16 protein-coding genes are annotated in these 18850 nt (G+C 61.8%); 4 read left to right on the forward strand and 12 right to left on the reverse strand.

Features of this window, described 5'->3' with window-relative positions:
- Window positions 1-94: 94 nt before the first annotated feature.
- Both ACT6VE_RS04885 and ACT6VE_RS04890 read right to left on the reverse strand, forming a co-directional pair.
- On the reverse strand, window positions 95-1354 hold the full coding sequence (locus ACT6VE_RS04885; protein ID WP_444797504.1) for a ferredoxin reductase family protein: 1260 nt from the start codon (window positions 1352-1354) through the stop codon (window positions 95-97).
- Window positions 1355-1596: 242 nt separating this feature from the next.
- Window positions 1597-1866 carry a hypothetical protein gene (locus tag ACT6VE_RS04890; RefSeq protein WP_444797505.1) on the reverse strand — a complete coding sequence of 90 codons (270 nt, stop codon included), beginning with the start codon at window positions 1864-1866 and terminating at the stop codon, window positions 1597-1599.
- 110 nt (window positions 1867-1976) lie between these two features.
- On the opposite strand from ACT6VE_RS04890, the gene ACT6VE_RS04895 reads away from it, so the two are divergent.
- Window positions 1977-3632, forward strand: coding sequence for a M10 family metallopeptidase (locus tag ACT6VE_RS04895; RefSeq protein ID WP_444797506.1), 1656 nt, complete (start codon window positions 1977-1979; stop codon window positions 3630-3632).
- A 118-nt stretch (window positions 3633-3750) separates the two neighbouring features.
- Here the strand turns inward: ACT6VE_RS04895 and ACT6VE_RS04900 are convergent, their stop codons facing one another.
- The 10 genes from ACT6VE_RS04900 to ACT6VE_RS04945 all read right to left on the reverse strand — a co-directional run bounded on the left by ACT6VE_RS04900 (window position 3751) and on the right by ACT6VE_RS04945 (window position 15221).
- A complete protein-coding gene (locus tag ACT6VE_RS04900) occupies window positions 3751-4677 on the reverse strand; it encodes an XdhC family protein (protein WP_444797507.1) in 927 nt (308 codons plus the stop codon).
- 1 nt (window position 4678) lies between these two features.
- Complete coding sequence (locus ACT6VE_RS04905; protein WP_444797508.1) at window positions 4679-5266, reverse strand: UbiX family flavin prenyltransferase; 588 nt, start codon at window positions 5264-5266, stop codon at window positions 4679-4681.
- A gap of 3 nt (window positions 5267-5269) precedes the next feature.
- Entirely contained in the window at window positions 5270-6643 is a 1374-nt protein-coding gene (locus tag ACT6VE_RS04910; RefSeq protein ID WP_444797509.1) for a UbiD family decarboxylase, read from the reverse strand.
- Between the two features lie 66 nt (window positions 6644-6709).
- Complete coding sequence (locus tag ACT6VE_RS04915) at window positions 6710-7654, reverse strand: amidohydrolase family protein (protein ID WP_069058733.1); 945 nt, start codon at window positions 7652-7654, stop codon at window positions 6710-6712.
- A 17-nt stretch (window positions 7655-7671) separates the two neighbouring features.
- The gene (locus tag ACT6VE_RS04920) at window positions 7672-8595 is read right to left on the reverse strand and encodes an amidohydrolase family protein (protein WP_444797510.1); all 924 of its coding nucleotides are present in this window, start codon (window positions 8593-8595) and stop codon (window positions 7672-7674) included.
- Between the two features lie 401 nt (window positions 8596-8996).
- Window positions 8997-10127: a CobW family GTP-binding protein gene (locus ACT6VE_RS04925; RefSeq protein WP_444797511.1), complete on the reverse strand. Its 1131-nt coding sequence runs from the start codon at window positions 10125-10127 to the stop codon at window positions 8997-8999.
- On the reverse strand, window positions 10124-12430 hold the full coding sequence (locus tag ACT6VE_RS04930; protein WP_444797512.1) for a xanthine dehydrogenase family protein molybdopterin-binding subunit: 2307 nt from the start codon (window positions 12428-12430) through the stop codon (window positions 10124-10126). The genes ACT6VE_RS04925 and ACT6VE_RS04930 overlap by 4 nt, the downstream gene beginning before the upstream one ends.
- The gene (locus ACT6VE_RS04935) at window positions 12427-12909 is read right to left on the reverse strand and encodes a (2Fe-2S)-binding protein (protein ID WP_444797513.1); all 483 of its coding nucleotides are present in this window, start codon (window positions 12907-12909) and stop codon (window positions 12427-12429) included. Before ACT6VE_RS04935 ends, ACT6VE_RS04930 begins: the two co-directional genes overlap by 4 nt.
- Window positions 12906-13769: an FAD binding domain-containing protein gene (locus tag ACT6VE_RS04940; RefSeq protein WP_444797514.1), complete on the reverse strand. Its 864-nt coding sequence runs from the start codon at window positions 13767-13769 to the stop codon at window positions 12906-12908. Before ACT6VE_RS04940 ends, ACT6VE_RS04935 begins: the two co-directional genes overlap by 4 nt.
- 60 nt (window positions 13770-13829) lie before the next feature.
- Complete coding sequence (locus ACT6VE_RS04945; protein ID WP_444797515.1) at window positions 13830-15221, reverse strand: nucleobase:cation symporter-2 family protein; 1392 nt, start codon at window positions 15219-15221, stop codon at window positions 13830-13832.
- A 162-nt stretch (window positions 15222-15383) separates the two neighbouring features.
- Here ACT6VE_RS04945 and ACT6VE_RS04950 point away from each other — a divergent pair, with 162 nt between their 5' ends.
- The 3 genes from ACT6VE_RS04950 to ACT6VE_RS04960 all read left to right on the forward strand — a co-directional run bounded on the left by ACT6VE_RS04950 (window position 15384) and on the right by ACT6VE_RS04960 (window position 18823).
- Window positions 15384-16280 carry a LysR family transcriptional regulator gene (locus ACT6VE_RS04950; protein WP_444797516.1) on the forward strand — a complete coding sequence of 299 codons (897 nt, stop codon included), beginning with the start codon at window positions 15384-15386 and terminating at the stop codon, window positions 16278-16280.
- Window positions 16281-16506: 226 nt separating this feature from the next.
- Entirely contained in the window at window positions 16507-17307 is an 801-nt protein-coding gene (locus ACT6VE_RS04955; protein ID WP_444797517.1) for an aldolase, read from the forward strand.
- A gap of 220 nt (window positions 17308-17527) precedes the next feature.
- Window positions 17528-18823, forward strand: coding sequence for an amidohydrolase family protein (locus ACT6VE_RS04960; protein WP_444797518.1), 1296 nt, complete (start codon window positions 17528-17530; stop codon window positions 18821-18823).
- Window positions 18824-18850 lie beyond the last annotated feature (27 nt).

The following is an 18850-nucleotide window of genomic DNA, read 5'->3' on the forward strand; positions in this document are numbered from 1 at the left end:
CTCGCTCCAAGAGGCCGGCGGACCGGCTGGAAATTCAATCTCTCTCACACAATTCCGGATGCGAAACCGCTGCGCAGTTTCTTCGGGAACTGTCCTATCGAAACTCGAAACGCTCGAACTCGACGCGGCGCGGTGCCTTGCCGAGTTCCTTCAATCCCTTTTCGATGGCCAGCCGCAAGGGCGGCGGGCCGCAGAACCACAAATCGGCCTCGGCCGGGTTTATCGTCGTGCCCGACACGAGCTTCGTTGCATCGAAGCGCCCGTCGGTCGCCGAATTGTGCAGAACGAAGTTGAAATTCTCGAGTTTTTCGGCCTGCGCCCGGAACGTCTCGAGGCCGATCGCCTCGGCTCCGTCGCGCACGCAGTAGACCATGTGGATATCCTGCCCCTCGTCCCCCTTCAGCCGGCTCGCCATGGCGAGAAACGGCGTGACGCCGATGCCGCCGGCAAGCCAGATCTGCTTCTTGCCACCGCGCTTATGGTTGAAATGCCCGTAGCCGCCCTCGAGCGTCAGCGCATCGCCAACCGCAACCGTCTCGCGCAACGCCTTGGTGTAGTCGCCGAGCGGCTTGATGGCGAAGCGGACCGAACCATCGTCCTCGATTCCGGCGATCGTGAAGGGATGCGGCTCGCGAAGGCCCGGCTTGTTGACGCGGAAGAAACCGAACTGACCAGGCTTCGCGCGAAGCTTGCCGTTGATCGGCCTTGCCGAAATGATTGTCGCCCCGTCATGGCGCTCGACATTCACAACCTCGTATCGGCGCGTGCGAAGCCATGGCAGGAGCTGCGTATATGCATAACTGACGATGCCGATGAGAGCGAAGAGGTTGAGATAGGTCGCCAGAAAGGCCGTGCTGTCATAGGGCCGCTTGATGAACATCTGGTGGAAGGCGACGAGCACGAAAAGCAGCCCGATGAAGCGGTGCGTGATGCGCCAGTACTGGTAGGGAATCTGGAAGCGCGTCTTCGGGATCACCTTCACGAGGCTCAAAACCAAAAGGATGACAAAGGCGTAGAAGGCCCATTCACCGGCGGTAGCCGCCAGGATGTTCAGCCCCTGCGTTACCGCCTGCCCCTGGAAATCTGGCGTGAGGAAGTAATGCACCAGGATAAGACAGAGCACCGCGATGCCGATCTTGCGATGGAAATGGTAGATGCGGTCGAGCCCGCCAAACAGCCTTTCGATGAAGGGCGGGCGCGTCGCCATGAACTGGGCAATCCCCATCGCGACGAAGGCCATGGAAGAAGCCATCAGCGAAAACGTGGTTCCCGCATTGGTATGGCTGACGGCCGGCACGGCCAGAAGGCCGGCGAAGACGATCAGAAGTGTCGCGATGATGGAACCCGCAGTCAACGTATGCCCCCACATTCAGCTGGTTGGTCGCAATTCCAGGGGCATGCTGGCAAGGCCCATGACATTCGTCAACCGCAATCCTCTAATCGACGGACGGGCCTGCGGCTTTATTCGGGTGTATCTGCCGTATGGGGAAAACAGGGGTAAGTCAGGTTGTATCAGGACCTAATATTGCAACGGAAATAGGTAGATAGAAACGACCGCTATCAGTCCCCTACCGCGGCTCCAGCCGGTTCAATCACTCATTTTCCGAGGCGGCGAATATCTTCCCGCGCCTGTTCGGCAAGGGGATGATCAGCATGGCGCCTGATGAAAAGCTCCAGAGCTTTCCGCGTGCCCCGACTTTTCAGGGCTTGGTATTCGGCCTCGATTGCTTTCTCAGGATCGCCCGGTTTTTCCATGACGGCCTCAATGACTTTGTCTGGTCGCGATGAAACGATCTCGCTCGATCCAGTTTGGCCAGCGAGATTCATATTGGAAAGCGATAGTGCCAAAAAAATCCCGAATAGCATACCGATCCTACACGTCTTCAATTTGGTCGTTGTAATGGTGTATCGACACTAGGGCTATTTTGGGAAGCCGATTCTCAATTGGAAGCGTCATATCGGGTTTGGAGGGAAACATGTCGGGTTCTGCAACGGGTTCAAAAACAGTTGATGCAACTGGGTCAATCTTTGTCGATTCAGTTCTTGTCGGAACCGCTTGGAGCGGGTCGACCGTAACTTATGCCTTTCCCACATTGGCATCGGATTACAGCTATTTTGGCTTCGCCGATAACGGCTTCAATACAATTACCGCTGCGCAGAAGAACAACGCCCTTTTCGCGATGGAGAAATCTTTTGGCGGGTCGGCAAACGATGGGTTCTCCGTTGAGGGTTTCACCAATCTGAACTTCACCGCGGGAAGTTCATCCGACGCAACACTTCGTTTTGCTGAGTCCCTCACCCCAGGTACCGCTGAGGTTGCCGACTTTCCTGGCAACCTGCTCACCTTCGATACTGCAGACGATGGCGACATCTGGTTCGGCACCGCTGATGCGGGCACGATCTTCGACCTGCGCAAGCCTGTTGCGGGCAACTATGCCTGGCACACGCTGATCCACGAACTGGGGCATGCGCTCGGCCTCAAGCACGCACAGGAGAACCTGGTCTACGGCGCAATGCCGGACGAGACGAACAGCGTCGAATTCACGGTGATGAGCTACAGGTCATTTATCGGTGATTTTGGAGACGGCTATGACTATGAGCAGTTTGGCGCTCCGCAAACCTTCATGATGGCCGATATCGCTGCCCTGCAGCATATGTATGGGGCGGATTACTCTACAAATTCCGGCGCAACCGTCTACAAATGGACGCCGGACAGCGGCAAGACGTTCGTCAACGGACAGGTTGCCATTGCGCCTGGCGACAATCGCATATTCGCGACGATCTGGGACGGTGGTGGTAACGACACCTACGATCTCAGCGCCTACAAGGACAGTGTCAGCGTCGATCTCCGCCCTGGAAAACATTCGGTCTTCGACGCGGGCCAGCTCGCGTTTCTCGGCGGCGGGCCGAACGATGGCTTTGCCCGCGGCAACCTCTTCAACGCGCTTCTGTTCGAGGGTGACCTTCGGTCCCTTATCGAAAATGCGAAGGGCGGCAGCGGCAACGACGAGATTCGCGGCAATCAGGCAGCCAACACCCTCTATGGCAACGGCGGCAACGATATCCTTTATGGCTTCGACGGCGACGACAAGTTCTATGGCGGAGCGGGCCGCGACATCCTCTCCGGCGGCACTGGTAACGACAAGCTGACCGGTGGCGCAGGCGCTGACAGGTTGATCGGCGGCAGCGGAACGGACACGGCCTCGTACGCCGATGCGAAAGGAGCCGTGCGAGCCAGCCTGGCGAATCCGTCGGTCAATACCGGGGATGCCGAAGGGGATACCTATTCGTCCATCGCAAACCTGTTGGGCAGCGCCTTCAATGACAGGTTGATCGGCAATCACGGCGGCAACAAGCTTACCGGCGGCAGGGGCAACGATACGCTGACCGGCGGCAGCGGCGCTGATGATTTCTCTTTCGCCAAGGGCTTCGGCAAGGACAAGATCACCGACTTCCAGAACAACGTCGATGATATCGATTTGCGGTCGTACAACTTCTCATCGATCAGCTCGGTCCTGAGCAAATCCACTCAGGTCGGCGCTGACGTGCAAATCAAACTCGCCAGCACGGACATCATCACACTCCACGATTTCAAGTTGAGCGATCTCAACGCGAGCGATTTCCTTCTCTGAGCGAGAAAGAATCGAGTCGAAACGAGAAAGGCCCGGCATTGCCGGGCCTTTTATATGCACAGGTAGATGATTTTCTTGCGGGGCACGTTCAAACCGGTTCGGCTGGACGCTGGTTTTTTCAACAGTCGCGCAACCGCGCCTGTGCGATATCGGCAACGATCGAGAGCGCCAGCGTGCGTGCATCCCTTGCCTTGTCAAAGATTCCGATCGGGGCCTTGATCCTGGCGAGGTCGACGTCACTGTAACCACGCTGCAATAAGGCTGCACAGCGCGTCCCGTGCGTGCGGCGGCTTCCAAGCGCACCGATGTAGAAGGCCCTCGATGCCAGGGCGCGTTCAAGCAATTGCAGTTCTCGGTCGACGTCATGGAACAGCAGCGCGACGGCAGTGTCACGGTCCAACTGATCGTCTGCAGGCACCTGACCCCGCTCGAGCAGCAAGACCTCGTAGCCGGACGCGGACGCAACCTGCGCCACAGCGCTGGTTTCCATTCCGGTGCCGCCAAGCACAAGCCTTTCCTTCGGTCGATAGGCGCGGACAAAAGCATCTTCGTCCCAACCGGTTTTCCCCTCACCCACCTCCAGGGCAAGCGCCTGGGCGCCGGGATGATAGCGCAGGCACACGGGAGTACGGTGCTGCAGGGCCGTCAGCGCCCGGTGCAGCACGGCGGTATCGCGCAGGACGTGAATGGCGAGCGTGATGCCACCCCCGCAGGGCAGGACGATATCGAAGAAGGGGGAGCCTTCGCCGAGGCGAAGGTTGCGGTCCAAGCCTTTTTGAAGGGCGATCACGGCTTCGGCGGCGACGGCGGCCTCCGTGCAACCGCCAGAGACGAAGCCGCAATAGAGGCCATCGGCGCGCACCGCCATCTGCGCGCCGATGGCGCGGGCCGCGCCGCCGCGGATTTCGACGAGAGTGACGAGGGCCGCAGCATGGCCCTCCGCCATGGATTGCGCGGCGAAGGCAAGGATCTCGATCGCATCGTCCGAGAGGAAGGCGGTGCGAGGCTCCAGCGTTTCCGGTTCGGGGGCGATGCGGGCGGCCATGTCACTCCACCCCGCCTTGCGTACCCTGCCAGCGGCGCACGATGCCGGGGTCCAGGTCGAAGAGGTCAAGCACGCGCCCGACGGTGTGGTCGACCATGTCGGCGAGGCTTTGCGGCTTGGCGTAGAAGGCCGGCACGGGCGGGTAGATGATGCCGCCCATTTCCGTCACCTGCGCCATGTTGCGGATGTGGCCGAGATGGAGCGGCGTTTCGCGCAACATCAGCACGAGGCGGCGACGCTCCTTCAGCACCACGTCGGCGGCGCGCGACAGCAGGTTGTCGGTCGTGCCGGTCGCGATTTCCGCCATGGTCTTCACCGAACAGGGGGCAACGATCATGCCGAGCGTCTTGTAGGAGCCGGAGGAGCAGACCGCGCCGATATCCTTGTTGGAATGGGTGGTCGTCGCCAGCGCTTCGAGGTCCTGCTTGGTAAAATCCGCCTCGGCCGCGAGCGTGATGCAGGCGGCGCGAGACATGATGAGATGCGTCTCGATCTCCAGGTCGCGCAGCACTTCGAGGATGCGCTTGCCGTAGACCACGCCGGAAGCGCCTGAAATGCCAACAATCATGCGTCTTGGCCGCGTCGTCATGACCTATCCCACGCTTTTGAGAAGGGCTACAGCGCGGGCCGAAGCCTCGCCGCTGATGCGGGCGCGCACGCCATGGAAATTCGGCCCGCGCGTCGCATCGAGGCCCATGCGAGAGGTCGTGCCGATACCGCTTGCCGACGGGTCGAGCGCATTGCCCGGCAGGCCCTCGATGATGACGACATCCTTGTGCGGCTGGAAATGGGTGGCGAGCGCCCAGAGCACCTCGCTGTCGCGGGTAATGTCCACGTCGGCATCCACCACGACGACGGTCTTCAGATACTGGTCCCAGCCGAGCAGGCCGAGCATGATCTGACGGGCCTCGCCTTCGCGCGTCTGGTTCATCGCGATGTAGGCGTGGAAATGGGTGCCGGAGGACGGGTAGTGCACGGCGGTGATGGAGGGGAAGCGCGCCTTCAGCTTCTCCACGACCTCCGCTTCGCGCGGCACGCGGCCGAGGTTCAGGTGTTCGGCCGAATTGCCGCCCGCCACGGAGACGAGGATGGCATCACGCCGCCGCATGATCGTCTCGACTGTGAAGAGGTTGTTGGTCGAGCGGTCGGAGGAATAGCCGGTGAACTCGCCAAACGGCCCCTCCTCCACATGGGCCTCGGGATCCAGCACGCCCTCGAGCACGATCTCGGCATGGGCCGGAACGCGAATGCCATATTTTGGCGTGCGCACGACCTGCAAGGGCTCGCCCATCAGCCCGCCCGCGACATCGCGCTCGTCCTCGCCGAAGGCTAGGCGGGCGGAGGCAGCGATCATGAACAGCGGATGGCCGCCGATCACCATGGCGACCGGCATCGGCTCGCCCTTCTCCTTCGCCATGTTCATCAGGCGCCAGAGATGGCCGCGCGAATGCAGCGAGGTGGCGAGCGAATTCTTCGAATGGATCATCGCGCGGTGGTAGCTGAGATTGCCGGCTCCGGTTTCGGGGTGCTCGCCGATGATGATGCCGCTGGTGATGTACTTCGCTCGGTCGGTATCGAAGTGCTTCAGCATCGGCAGCGCGTGAAGATCGACGGCGTCGCCGGAGATGATTTCCTCGGTGATCGGGCCGCTTTCCAGAATCTCCGGCGTGAATGGCCGGTTGGAGCGGGCCTGATAGGCCTCATGCAGGTTTTCCGCCGTCGAGCCCAAAAGACGGGCGATGCGGTCGCGCGAGGCAAAGATGTTGCAGATCACCGGACTGTCGATGCCGCTGACATCCTTGAGATGCAGCATCGGATGCTGGCCCTTCTCCGCAAGGTTCCAGATCAGCGCCGTGGCGTCCTGATCGTCCGAGACCGGCCGGTCGATGGTGACGACGTCCTCGGGGTGTTCCGCCTGGTAGTCGGCCAGAAAACGGCGGACGTCTTGCTTGTGGTACTGGGTCATGTCTCGGCCTCGATGCTGCGGGTGGATAGCGGCGCCCCCGAGGGCGCCGCCTTTGCTTTGTTTAGGTCAGGCGAATTCCAGATGCCTGCCGGTGGCGCGGTCAACGCCGGCGTAGGAATCCGTCAGGCGAGCCTGGGCGTCTTTCACGTCGCGCGGCGGCGGCGACGGGTCGATGCCGACGAGCTTGGCGATGTTGTTGCCGAGATAGCCTTCCAGATCGTCCTCGGAGAGGTTGATGCCGTGCGGCGGATCCTTGCAGAGCACTTCCAGTTCGCGCAGCCACATGCCCGGATCGTTCGGCGGGCTGTCCGTGCCGAAGACGATCTTGTTCTTCGGCAGCTGCTGGGCGAACTCCACGATGCGCGACTGGAAGCACCAGCCGGATTCGCAGTAGACGTTCGGCGTATCCATCGCCATCCAGAAGGATTCGAACGAGTAGTTGCCGCCCGTCTGGATGCCGAAATGGCCGATGATGAAGTTGACCATCGGGAATTCGCGGATGATCGGGTAGAACATCGTCGGGATGGTGTACGGACCGTCGCCGGTGTGGATCAAAACGACCACGCCGAGTTCGGCGCACTTCTTCATCGCCGGGCGCAGCCAGTCGAGTGCACGGTCGGGGCGGTAGCCGTGCATGTTGGCGTGCAGCTTCAGCATCTTGAAGCCGTATTCCTTGACGTGGAATTCCAGCTCCGCCGCGCCGTTTTCAGGGCCCCAGCGCGGGTTGTAGTTGAAGTTGCCGATGAAGCGGTCCGGATAGGTCTGGCACAGCTCGGCGCAATAGGCCATGTAGTCGCGAATGCCCTCGCGGCCCTTGCGGTTGCCGTCGCGGTAGCCGGTGTTACCCGGCGGCGGCTGGATGAAGCCCATGTCGATCCGGCGCGGCTTGCCGTTGATCATGTAGGGGCCGTCCATCAGCTTGAGCATGCGCTCGCCGGTGAAGGGCGAACCCGTATGACGCCATGCCTCGTCCACGAGGTTCGTCGGGTGAAGATGGGTATCGATAATCATTGTTCACTCCGTTCAGTTTACGCGGCGAGCGAGATGCCGTGCTGGCGCAGATACGCCTCGGCTTCTTCGACGCTTGCCGGCGGCTTGGTCGGCTCGAGACCGATCATGCGGGCGGTGTTGTTGCCCAGGTAATCCTCCAGCGTATCCTCATCGAGGTTGAGGCCCTGCGGCGGCTCGTGGCAAAGGACTTCCAGAAGGTTGATCCACATGCCCGGCTCGTTCGGCGGCGTATCGGAGCCGAAGAGGATCTTGTGCTTGGGCAGAACCTTGGCGAATTCCACGATGCGCGACTGCAGGCACCAGCCGGATTCGCAGTAGACATTCGGCGTATCGAGCGCCATCTGCATCGGCTCGAACACGTAGACGCCGCCGGTCTGCACGCCGAAATGCGCGAGGATGAAGTTCACTTCCGGGAACTCGCGGATGATCGGGTAGAATTCCGTCGGGATCGAGTACGGACCGTCACCGGTATGTACCTTCACCATCAGGCCGAGCTCGGCGCACTTCTTCAGGGCCGGACGCAGCCAGTCGAGCGCGCGGTCAGGGCGGTAGGCGTGCATGTTCGCCTGCAGCTGCACCATCTTGAAATCGAATTCCTTGGCGTAGCGTTCGATTTCTTCGGCGCCGTTCTGCGTGCCGTAGCGCGGGTTGTAGACGAAGCAGCCGAGGAAACGGTCGGGATGCTCTGTCACCATCTTTTCCGTATAGGCCATGTACTGGCGGATGGCGGCTTTGCCTTCCAGGTCCATGATTTCGTGGGTGTAGATGGTGTTGCCCTGCGGAGGCTGGATGAAGGCCTTGTCGACGCGGCGCGGCTTGCCGTTCACGTAGTACGGGCCGTCCATCATCTTCAAAAGCTTGTCGCCGGTGAACGGCGGTCCGTCGTGGCGCCAAGCCAGGTCCACCAGATCGGTGGGGTAGCAGCTTAGGTCAATGATCATTCTTGTTCTCCTGTCGTAGAGGGTCCGGTCGATGCGGGGCCGCGCGATAAACGCCAGGCCGGCGAAAAGCCGACATGGATGCGCGATCTCAGGAAATGCCGATGACAGGAAAGGAAAGCTGGTGCAGGCGCCGCAGGGCGGCCACAACCAACAGGTGTTCCTTTTACAGTGAGCATCGACATCGCGGCCTCATCTTCCAACAGACGGTGAGCAATTGTCGGCGCTTCTACTCGAAGTCGAAAAAACCACGAGGCAGGCTTTATGTCAATAAAAAAATCAATCTAAGCTATTATTTTTAAAAGCTTTTTCATGAAAACGCCAAAGTCCGCCCGCGCGCTGGAGGGTGCGCGGGCGGTTCAGACAGGGACTTGAGCAAGCGATCTACGAGGGGAGAAGCCCCGCTAGGCCGCCAGGCATGCGCGCAAGTTCCGGTCTATGCCGTCACGGTCGAGATTGCGGCCGATGAAGACGAATTTCGACTTCCGCGTGTCCTCGCCCCATGAATGGTCCGGGCGGAAATCGACCAGCTTGTGCACCGCCTGGAGCACGAAGAATCGCTCGTCATTGGCGACAGAGACAATCCCCTTGGTGCGGAAGATGTCGTCGCCGCGCTCGCCGAGATAGTCCTTCAGGAAGGTCGTGAGCTTCTCGCCGTCGAAGGATTGCGGATAGACGAAAGAGTGGGATTTCACCGTCGCGTCGTGGCTATGCGGGCGCAGGGCCGAGGCCGGCGCGTGGCCATGATCATGGTCATGATGGTGCTCATGGTCATGGTCCGGGTGGTCACAGGCCGTCTCGTGGCATTCATGGCCATGGTGATGCGCACCGTGATCGTCATCCATGTCGATGTTCAGGATTTCCGCCCGCTCGCGCACGTAGGACGGCCGGAATCCTTTGACGCCGAGGATGTTGGAGAGGTCCACGACACCGTAGGTGGAGCGCAGGATCGGTGCCGTCTGGTTGAGCTTGCGCAGCGACGCTTCGAGCGAGCCGAGGGCTTCCTCGGACGCAAGGTCGATCTTGTTGACGAGAATGCGGTCGGCCGCGACGATCTGGTTGACCGCCTGGTTGTCACTGCCATCGAGCACCGGATCGTAGAGGTGCTGGTCGATATGCATGGCATCGACAAGCGTCACGATGGCGTCCAGTTCGACCTCGTCGGCGATGCTGCGGTCGACGAAGAAGGCAGTAGCGACGGGCGTCGGGTCCGCAAGGCCGGAGGTCTCGACGATGATGTGGTCGAACTTGTCCTTGTGGCTCAGGAGCTTCTTCATCACGTCGATCAGGTCGTTGCGCACGTCGACGAAACAGCAGATGCAGCCGTTCTGCATCTGGAAGATTTCCTCGTCGGAGGCGAGCACGAGGTCGCTGTCGACATCCACCTCGCCGAACTCGTTCTCGATCACCGCGATGCGGTGGCCGTGGCGTTCGGTGAGAATATAGTTGAGCAGCGTCGTCTTTCCCGATCCCAGGAACCCGGTGAGGATCGTGATCGGGAGTTTCTGGCTCACAGGTTCGATATGCATGTTCATGCGCCCTTCTCTCTCAATGCTTTTAGGATGTCTTCCGGAGTAATCGGATAGTGGTGGAAGCGAACGCCGATGGCGTCGTGGATGGCGTTGGCAATGGCCGGACCGATGGCGATGATCGGGTCTTCGCCCACGCCCTTGGCGCCCCAGGGGCCGCCCGGATCGGGTGCGGCTTCGAGGATGATCGTCTCGATGTCCGGCATGTCCATCGACAGCGGCATCTTATAGTCGACGAGGCCGGCATTGAGCGACCGGCCGGTCTTCTTGTCGATCACGTAGTCCTCGGTCAGCGTGTGGCCGATACCCTGCTGGATGCCGCCCTCGATCTGCCCTTGTGCCGCGATCGGGTGGATGACCCGGCCGATATCGTGCACCGGTATGACGCGCTTGACCTCGACGATGCCGGTTTCCGTATCGACATGCACCTCGGTGAAATGCGCGGCGAAGGAATAGGATTTCGTCGGCTCGTAGGTGCCGTTCGCGACGATGTTTGCGGCCGGAATACCACGCGACGGCCCCATTGCCTCGGCGACGGTCATGAAACGGCCGGCGTCGGATTTCAGGAAGATCGTGCCTTCGCTGAGATCGAGTTCGGCGGGCGAGACTTGCAGCTTCGTCGCTGCCCGTTCGAGCACGGCGGCGCGGACCTTGGTAGCGGCCATCTTGGCGGCGGTGCCGACGAGATAGGTCGTGTGGCTGGCGAAGGCGCCGATATCCCACGGCACCACGTCGGTATCGCCATGAATGGTACCGACATCCTCAAAGCGCACGCCGAGTTCTTCCGCGACGATCTGCGCCAGCGCGGTGTGCGCGCCGGTGCCGAGGCCGGCGGCCCCAGTCAGCAGCGTCACCGTGCCGTCCTCGTTGACCTTCACGGTGGCGTTGCCCTGTTCCTTGATGCCGGGATAGGCGGAGGAACCGTGCATTTCGCAGCCGACGCCCCAGCCGGTGCGGATGTGCGGGTGCTTGGGATCCGGCGTGCGGTCGCGGTTGCGCAGCTTCTTCCAGTCGAGCACGTCGATGCCGTGCTGAAGGCAGATTTCCAGCCCGTGGCCGAGGATCGGATGACCTGACGGCGCGATGTCGCCTTCCCGCACGACGTTCTTCAGCTTCAATTCGGCCGGGTCCATGCCCAGCCGTTCGGCGGCCTCGTCCATCTGGATATCGAGCGCATAATAGCTCTGCACTACGCCATAGCCGCGGAAAGCACCGTTGATCGGCGTATTGGTGTAGACGCAGCGCCCCTCCAGCCGCACGTTCTCGCAGCGATAGAGCGAGGTGGCGGCGGTGGTGCCGACGATCGTCACGCCCGGGCCGTGCGAGCCGTAGGCGCCCGAATCGTAGACCAGCTTCATGTCACGGGCGACGAGGGTACCGTCGTTCTTGAAGCCTTGCTTCAGCCAGATCTTGCAGGGATGGCGCGCGCGACCGGCAACGAAGGTCTCGTGGCGGGTGAATTCCATCTTCACCGGACGACGCGTCTCTTTCGCGAGCAGCGCACACAAAAATTCGTGCTGGAAGCAGTCTTGCTTGGCGCCGAAACCGCCGCCCATGTGGTCGACGAGCACGCGCACCTTGGTGAGCGGCAGGCCGAGCACTTCGGCGAGGATGCCGCGCACCATGAAGGAGGACTGCGTGGAGGTCCAGAAGGTCAGCTTGTTCGAGCCGTCCCAGTCCGCGATGCAGACATTCGGCTCCATATAGGCAGGATGCGGACGGCCGCCGGAAAACGTGCCTTCAAGCACGAAATCCGCTTCGGCAAAACCGGCCTCGACGTTACCGCGATTGACGCGTACCGGATCGAGCACCAGGTTGCCGCCCGGCCCGACTTCGTGGATCAGCGGGGCACCCGGCTGAGCCGCGTCTTCCGGCTCGAAGACGGCCGGCAAGGCTTCGTATTCGACGTCGATCAGGTCGAGCGCCTCGTCGGCGATCTCCTCGCTGATGGCAGCAACGACGGCGACGCCCTCGCCCCAGAATCGCACCTTGTCGTCAAGGATGTACTGGTCCTTGGTGCAGGAGGCCGAGCGCGGATGCGGCGAACCGTAATGCAGCACGCGCGGCACATTTTCGTGCGTCAGCACGGCCTTGACGCCCGGATAGGCGAGCGCCTTGCTGACATCGATGCTCTTGATACGCGCATGGGCGACGGTCGCGCGCTTGGTCTTGCCGTACAGCATGCCAGGCAGCTTGACGTCGCCGGTATACTCGGCCTCGCCCGTCACCTTTTCCAGCACGTCGTCGCGGCGAACGCTCTTGCCGACGATCTTGAATTCGCGCTCCTCGATAGGGGTGTTGATGTTCATGATCTTGCAGCCTCCATCTCGCGCGCGGCGGATTTGATCGCGTCGAAAATCTTGGTGTAGCCGGTGCAGCGGCAGATATTGCCGCTAAGGCCGAAGCGGATGTCTTCGTCGGTCGGGCGCGGATTGTCGGCGAGCAGCTTCTTGGCCATCATCAGGATGCCGGGCGTGCAGAAGCCGCATTGCGAGGCGCCGTACCGCATGAAGGCATCCTGCAAGGGATGCAGCGTGTCGACGCTGGGCTGGAGCCCTTCGACGGTCTCGACCGAGCGGCCTTCGGCCTCCACTGCAAGCATCAGGCAGGCATTGATAGGCTCGCCGTCGACCAGCACGGTGCAGGCGCCGCAATCGCCGACATCGCAGCCCTTCTTGGTGCCCGTGAGGCCGACATCGTCGCGCAGCGCGTCGAGCAGCGAGCAGCAGGTCTCCACTGCCATGTCGCGCGCCTCGCCATTGATGGTGAGTTCGACGATCCGTTTCATGCGAAAGCCTCCAGTGCCTGTTTGATGGCGCGGCCAGTCAGCACGCCCACCATGTCGCGACGGTAATCGGCGCTGGCGCGCACGTTGCTGATCGGCGTGCACTCCTCCATCGCCTTGTTCGCGGCGTTCTTGATCGTTGCCGCATCGAGCGCCGTGCCGCGCAACATGGCTTCTGCCTCGGGTGCCCGCAGCACGGTCGCGCCAACGGCGCCGAGCGCGATACGAATGTGGTTGCAGAGGCCATCCTCCATCGTGAGGCTGACGGCGACACCGACGGTGGACAATTCCATTGCCTTGCGGCGGCCATGTTTCAGGTAGGCCTTGCCGCTGTTGTCCTGCGCCGGCGGCACGGTGATGCCGGTGACGATCTCGCCCTTGGCGAGCACGCTCTTGCCGGGACCGGTGAAGAATTCGGCAAGCGGGACCACCCGCATGTTGGTGCGGCTGTAGATGTGCACGAAGGCACCGTCGGCGATCAGCGGCGGGATGGTGTCCGCCGACGGCGATGCACGACAGATGTTGCCGACGACGGTGGCGCGGTTGCGCACCTGGATGGAGCCGAGCGAAGCGAAGGCTGCGCGCAGGTTCGGGTAGCGCTGGCACACCAGCGGCAGGCGCTCGAGCCGTCCCACAGTCACCAGTGCGCCAAACGTCAGGCCGCGCGTTTCGTCATAGGTAATATCGGAAAGGCCAGGGATCGGCTTGATATCGACGACGTTGCGCACGCGGCGCAGACGCTCCCTGATCTCGACCAGAAGGTCCGTTCCGCCGGCAAACAGGAAGCTGTCATCGCCAAGCTCGACAAGAAGGCGCGAGGCATGCTCCAGCGTTTCCGCCCGATGGTATTCAAAGCGTCTCATGGGATTTCCCTTGGTTCGGGGCTCCGGCGGCTGCGCGCCGCCGGACTATTTTGGTGTTCTTCAGGCCGGGTCGGCCGCCGGAGCACCGGTCTTGAGCTCGGTCTCCTCGGTCTCTTTCGCGGGAATGCCGTTAAAGAGGATGTTGAGAAGCGCTGCGGCAAAGGTGCCGACGAGCACGCCGCTGTGCAGGAATTTTTCCATTGCCTGCGGCAGTTGGTCGAAGATCTTGTCCGCGACGACCGGCACCATGGCGAGGCCGACGCTGACGGCGACGATGTAGAGATTGCGCCGGTTGTTGGTGAAATCCACCTTGGCGAGGATTTTGACGCCGGTGGCCGAGACCATGCCGAACATCACGATCGCTGCACCACCCACCACGTAGCTCGGGATGGATGCGCTGATGAAGGCAACCTTCGGCAGCAAACCAAGCAGGATCAGGATGACGCCGCCCGTTGCCACCACCCAGCGGCTCATGACGCCGGTGATCTGCAGGAGACCGACATTCTGTGCATAGGTCGTGTAGGTGAAGGTGTTGAGGATGCCGCCGAGGATGTTGCCGACGCCATCGGTCCTGAGACCGCGTGCCAGATCATTCTGGGAAATCTTGCGGCCCGCCATGTCGCCGACCGCAAGGATCTGCCCGGTCGACTCGACCATCATCACCGTCATGACGGCACAGAGCGAGAAGATCGACCAGAACTCGAAGATCGGCCAACCGAAGGCAAGCGGCCGTATGATCTGCACCCAATCGGCATCTCCCACGCCGCTGAAGCTGACTTTACCGGCAGCAACCGCGATGGCAAAACCGATGCAGATACCGAGCAACACGGCGAGATTGGCCAGGAAGCCCTTCAGGAATCGCGTCAAAAGCAGGATCGAAACGAGCACGATCGAGGCCACGGCGAGCGCGAACGGCGCACCATAGGCCGGGTTGGGAATCATGCCCTCCGGTCCCCGGATCATCGGTTGCCCGCCAGCCGCCCAGTTCACGCCGACACGCATCAGCGAGAGGCCGATGATCAGCATCACCGTGCCGGTGACGATCGGTGGGAAGAACCGCACCCATCGGCCGAAATAGGGTGCTGCTAGAAGCGTGAAAATGCCGGACCCTATGACCGCGCCGATGACGCCGGGCATTCCGAGTTCCGGGTTGGTGCCGGTTGCGATAATCGAGGGAACGGCGGTAAAGGCGATCCCCATCATGATCGGCAGGCGAATGCCGACATTGCCGACACCGAGCGCTTGGATGATGGTCACGATGCCACAACAGAACAGGTCCGCGCTGACGAGCATGGCGATCTGTTCTTTTGGTAGGTGAAGCGCGCTGCCGATAATAAGTGGCACGGCGACCGCGCCGGCATACATGACAAGAACGTGTTGCAGGCCCAGAGCCACGAGGCTCGGGACCGGATACATTTTTTCGACGGGATCCGTCGTTACAGATTTGGTCATTCGCTTTCCTCCCAGCGAACAGTGTTCCGGCGCGGTGCGGGCTTCTTGGCCTCGTGGTTTTGTCACCGCACGCCGTACGAGATGGATCATGCTTCTGGCCAAATCAGTAAACAATCGGCATAATTATATTTATTCATCCAACAATTGAATGAATTGGTCGCCATGGATATCACGCTTAAGCAACTTCGGGCCTTTGTCACCGTGGCCAATCTCGGACAGTTCACGCTGGCCGCAGACAAGCTCGGCTCGTCGCAATCGGCCGTCAGCACGCTGGTGCGGCAGTTGGAAACGAACCTAAATCTCCGCCTCTTCGACCGGCACACGCGGCTGTTGCGTCTCACGCAGGCGGGCATGGACATCCTGCCGATCGCGGCGCGCGCCGTCGCCGACATCGAGGGCATGGTGGAAAGCTCGCGGGAGCTGAACGCGCTCCGGCGCGGCAAGGTCTCGGTCGCGGCCGGCACGGTTCAGGCCGCGTTGATGCTGCCGCAGCTCGTCTTCGGTTTCACCAAGCTGTATCCGGAAATCGAGGTCGCCCTGCACGATGTGGCGGAAAAGGCCGTGCTGGAGCAGGTCGCCAACGGTTCGGTGGATGTCGGCATCGGTACAGTGCCGGATGACGACACCGAGCTTATGGGCACGCGCCTCACCACGGACGAATTCCTGGTGGTCCTCCACCCCGAGGACCCGCTGGTAAAGCTGCCGGAGCTTCGCTGGACGGACCTTATCGACCGTAAACTGATCGGCCCGCAGCGCGGCAACCCCATTCGCGACCGACTGGAAAGCGAACTGGTGCGCAACGGTATCGTCCTGCCGCTCGACAAGACGATGCAGGAGGTGGCGCTGCCGCTGACGATCATCGGCATGGTCGAGGGCGGCCTCGGCGTTGCGATCATGACCTCGGCGGTCACGCGGCTGGCGACCTCGATGGGGCTCATCGTGCGCACGCCGACCGAACCGCATATCAAGCGCGAGGTCAGCCTGATCCAGAAGCGGACACGCTCGCTTTCCCCCGCCGCGCGGCGGTTTCGCGACTTTTTGCTGAAGTCGGTGCATTAGCGGCAACGGCCGACCGCGCAATGGCCGGTAGTCCAAAGGGAGGGCCAGACGCAACCACCCTGCGATTGACCGCGCGAGAATTCGCGCGTTATCTGGTGCTGCTGCTGGACCGCGCGAGGCACGGGCAGGCAGGGCGCAGTGGCCATCGGCTTTTGCTGTGCGCGGAGGCTGGCGCCCATGGGTGGCTCCGGCCAGCCGCCGCTCCCACACCAGACCAGGAGCACCCATGGCTCACTCCCTCAAGGGCAGCGCCGCCCATTCCGATGAACCCGCCCAGCCGAATCGTCCCGACCTTTCCACCGACGCCATCCGCACCGCAAGGGAAGACCTTGCCGCCTGTTTCCGAATGGCAGCGCGCAACGGGTTCGAAGAAGGCATCTGCAATCACTTTTCGGCGGTCGTGCCGGGGCACGACGATCTCTTCATCGTCAATCCCTACGGTCATGCCTTCCGCGAACTGACGGCTTCAAAACTTTTGGTCTGCGATTTCAACGGCACCGTCATCGACGGCGACGGCGCGCCGGAGGCGACGGCCTTCTATATCCACGCCGAAATCCACCGCCGCCTGCCGCGCGCCAAGGTGGCCTTCCACACGCACATGCCCTACGCCACGGCTCTCTCCATGACGGACGGCCCGCCGTTGATCTGGGCCGGGCAGACGGCGCTCAAATTCTACGGTCGCACCGCGGTCGACGAGAATTACAACGGCCTGGCGCTCGATCACCGCGAGGGTGCACGCATTGCCGCGGCGGCTGGTGACGCGGACATCATCTTCCTGAAGCACCACGGCGTGCTCGTGCTGGCACCAACCATCGCCGAAGCGTGGGACGATCTCTATTATCTCGAGCGGGCGGCCGAAGTGCAGGTGCTCGCCATGTCCACGGGGCGCACGGTTTCCCAGGTCGATCCGGCGATTGCGGAAGCTGCCTACCGACAGATGCGCGAGGGCGACGCCGCCTCCGCAAGCGCCCATCTCAGCGCCATACGCCGGCAACTCGACGCGGAAGAACCGCAATATCGACACTGAATTTCCGAGGGACCGGTGCCGCATGCCATGCCATGGGCACCGGTCGGCCGTTTTTCCAATTAATTGATTTTATTAATTTTTCTAGGAAAAATATCGCGACTGCGAGAAACCTTAGCACCTGCGATTATTACGATTTGTTTATTAAACAATTGAAATAATGAATTTGTTTTAATTAATCGCCCGTGCTTTGTTTTCCGCCATAACAAGAAGGTGGGGACGAATGGTACGTGACAATCAAACTGCGTCGCTTGCAAATCTGGCACCCGGCCAGTCCTTTGCGCTTACGGGCGGAACCGTTATTCATGACGACGGTTCGCAATCGCTCAGCGATATCATCGTTGGAGCGGACGGGCGCATCGTCGCCGTCGAGCCCTACCTCGACACCGGCAACTGCGGCGCCTGCGTGGACATCACCGGCATGCTGGTTTCGGCCGGCTTCCTCGATGCGCACCAGCACCTCGACAAGACAGGCGTGCTGCGTTTCGCGCCCAACCCCTCCGGCACGTTGCAAGGCGCCCGCGAAGCCTTCGCGAAATATGCCCGCACATCCGGCCCGGATGACATCCTCAAGCGCGCCACGCGTACGGTCGAGCGATGTCTGTCGCGTGGCACAACGGCCATCCGAAGCCATATCAACGTCGACAAGGATGCCGGCTTCCGCGGCATCGAGACGCTGGCCGGTGTCCGCGATGCTGAAAAAGACCGCATCACCCTCCAGCTCGTCGCCTTCATGACGCCACATCCCGGCCAGGACTTCGACTGGCTGGCGCAGAACATCGACGGCGCGGTGGCGCTGGCCGATGCCGTGGGCGGCACGCCTGCCGTGTCGGAGGATCCGCCGCGCTACCTCGACATGCTGTTCTCCGCCGCCGTAAAGGCCGGAAAACCGGTCGACCTGCATCTCGACGAGCATCTCAAGGCCGATGTGCATCTGCTGAACGCCGCCCTCGAACGGGTCGAGCGCTTCGGCATGCAGGGGCGCACCGTGTTCAGCCACGTCTCTGTGCTGAGCGCCCTGCCCCGCGCGGATTTCCAACGCATCGCCGAGCGCATGCTCGCCCTCGATGTCGGCGTCGTGACGCTGCCGGCCGCGAACCTCTACCTGCAGGGCCGCGACGCCGAAATGCTGCCGCCGCGCGGCCTGACCCGTGTCGCCGAACTGTATCGGGCCGGCATCACCATCGCCACGGCCTCTGACAACATCCAGGACCCATTCGTGCCGACCGGCTCCGGCGACATGCTGGAAATCGCCCGCTGGACATTGCTGGCCGGACATCTGCGCGGCGACGAGCTTGCCGCCGCCCACCGCATGATCACCAGCGCCCCTGCCCGCCTGATGGGTCTCGGCAAGGACTATGGCTTCAAGGCCGGTGCCCGCGCCGACTTCATCGTCACTGACTGCATCGACACAGACACATTGGTTGCCGGTGGGCCGGATCGTGCCTTCGTTTTCTCGAAGGGGCGGCTGGTCTCGCGCAGCGCCACAGAAAATATCCGCTCTCAGGAGGACGCATAGGGAACGACCACTCCGGGGGGATTGATA

The sequence above is a fragment of the Shinella sp. genome, assembly GCF_052438155.1.
In the GTDB taxonomy this organism is placed as follows: domain Bacteria; phylum Pseudomonadota; class Alphaproteobacteria; order Rhizobiales; family Rhizobiaceae; genus Shinella.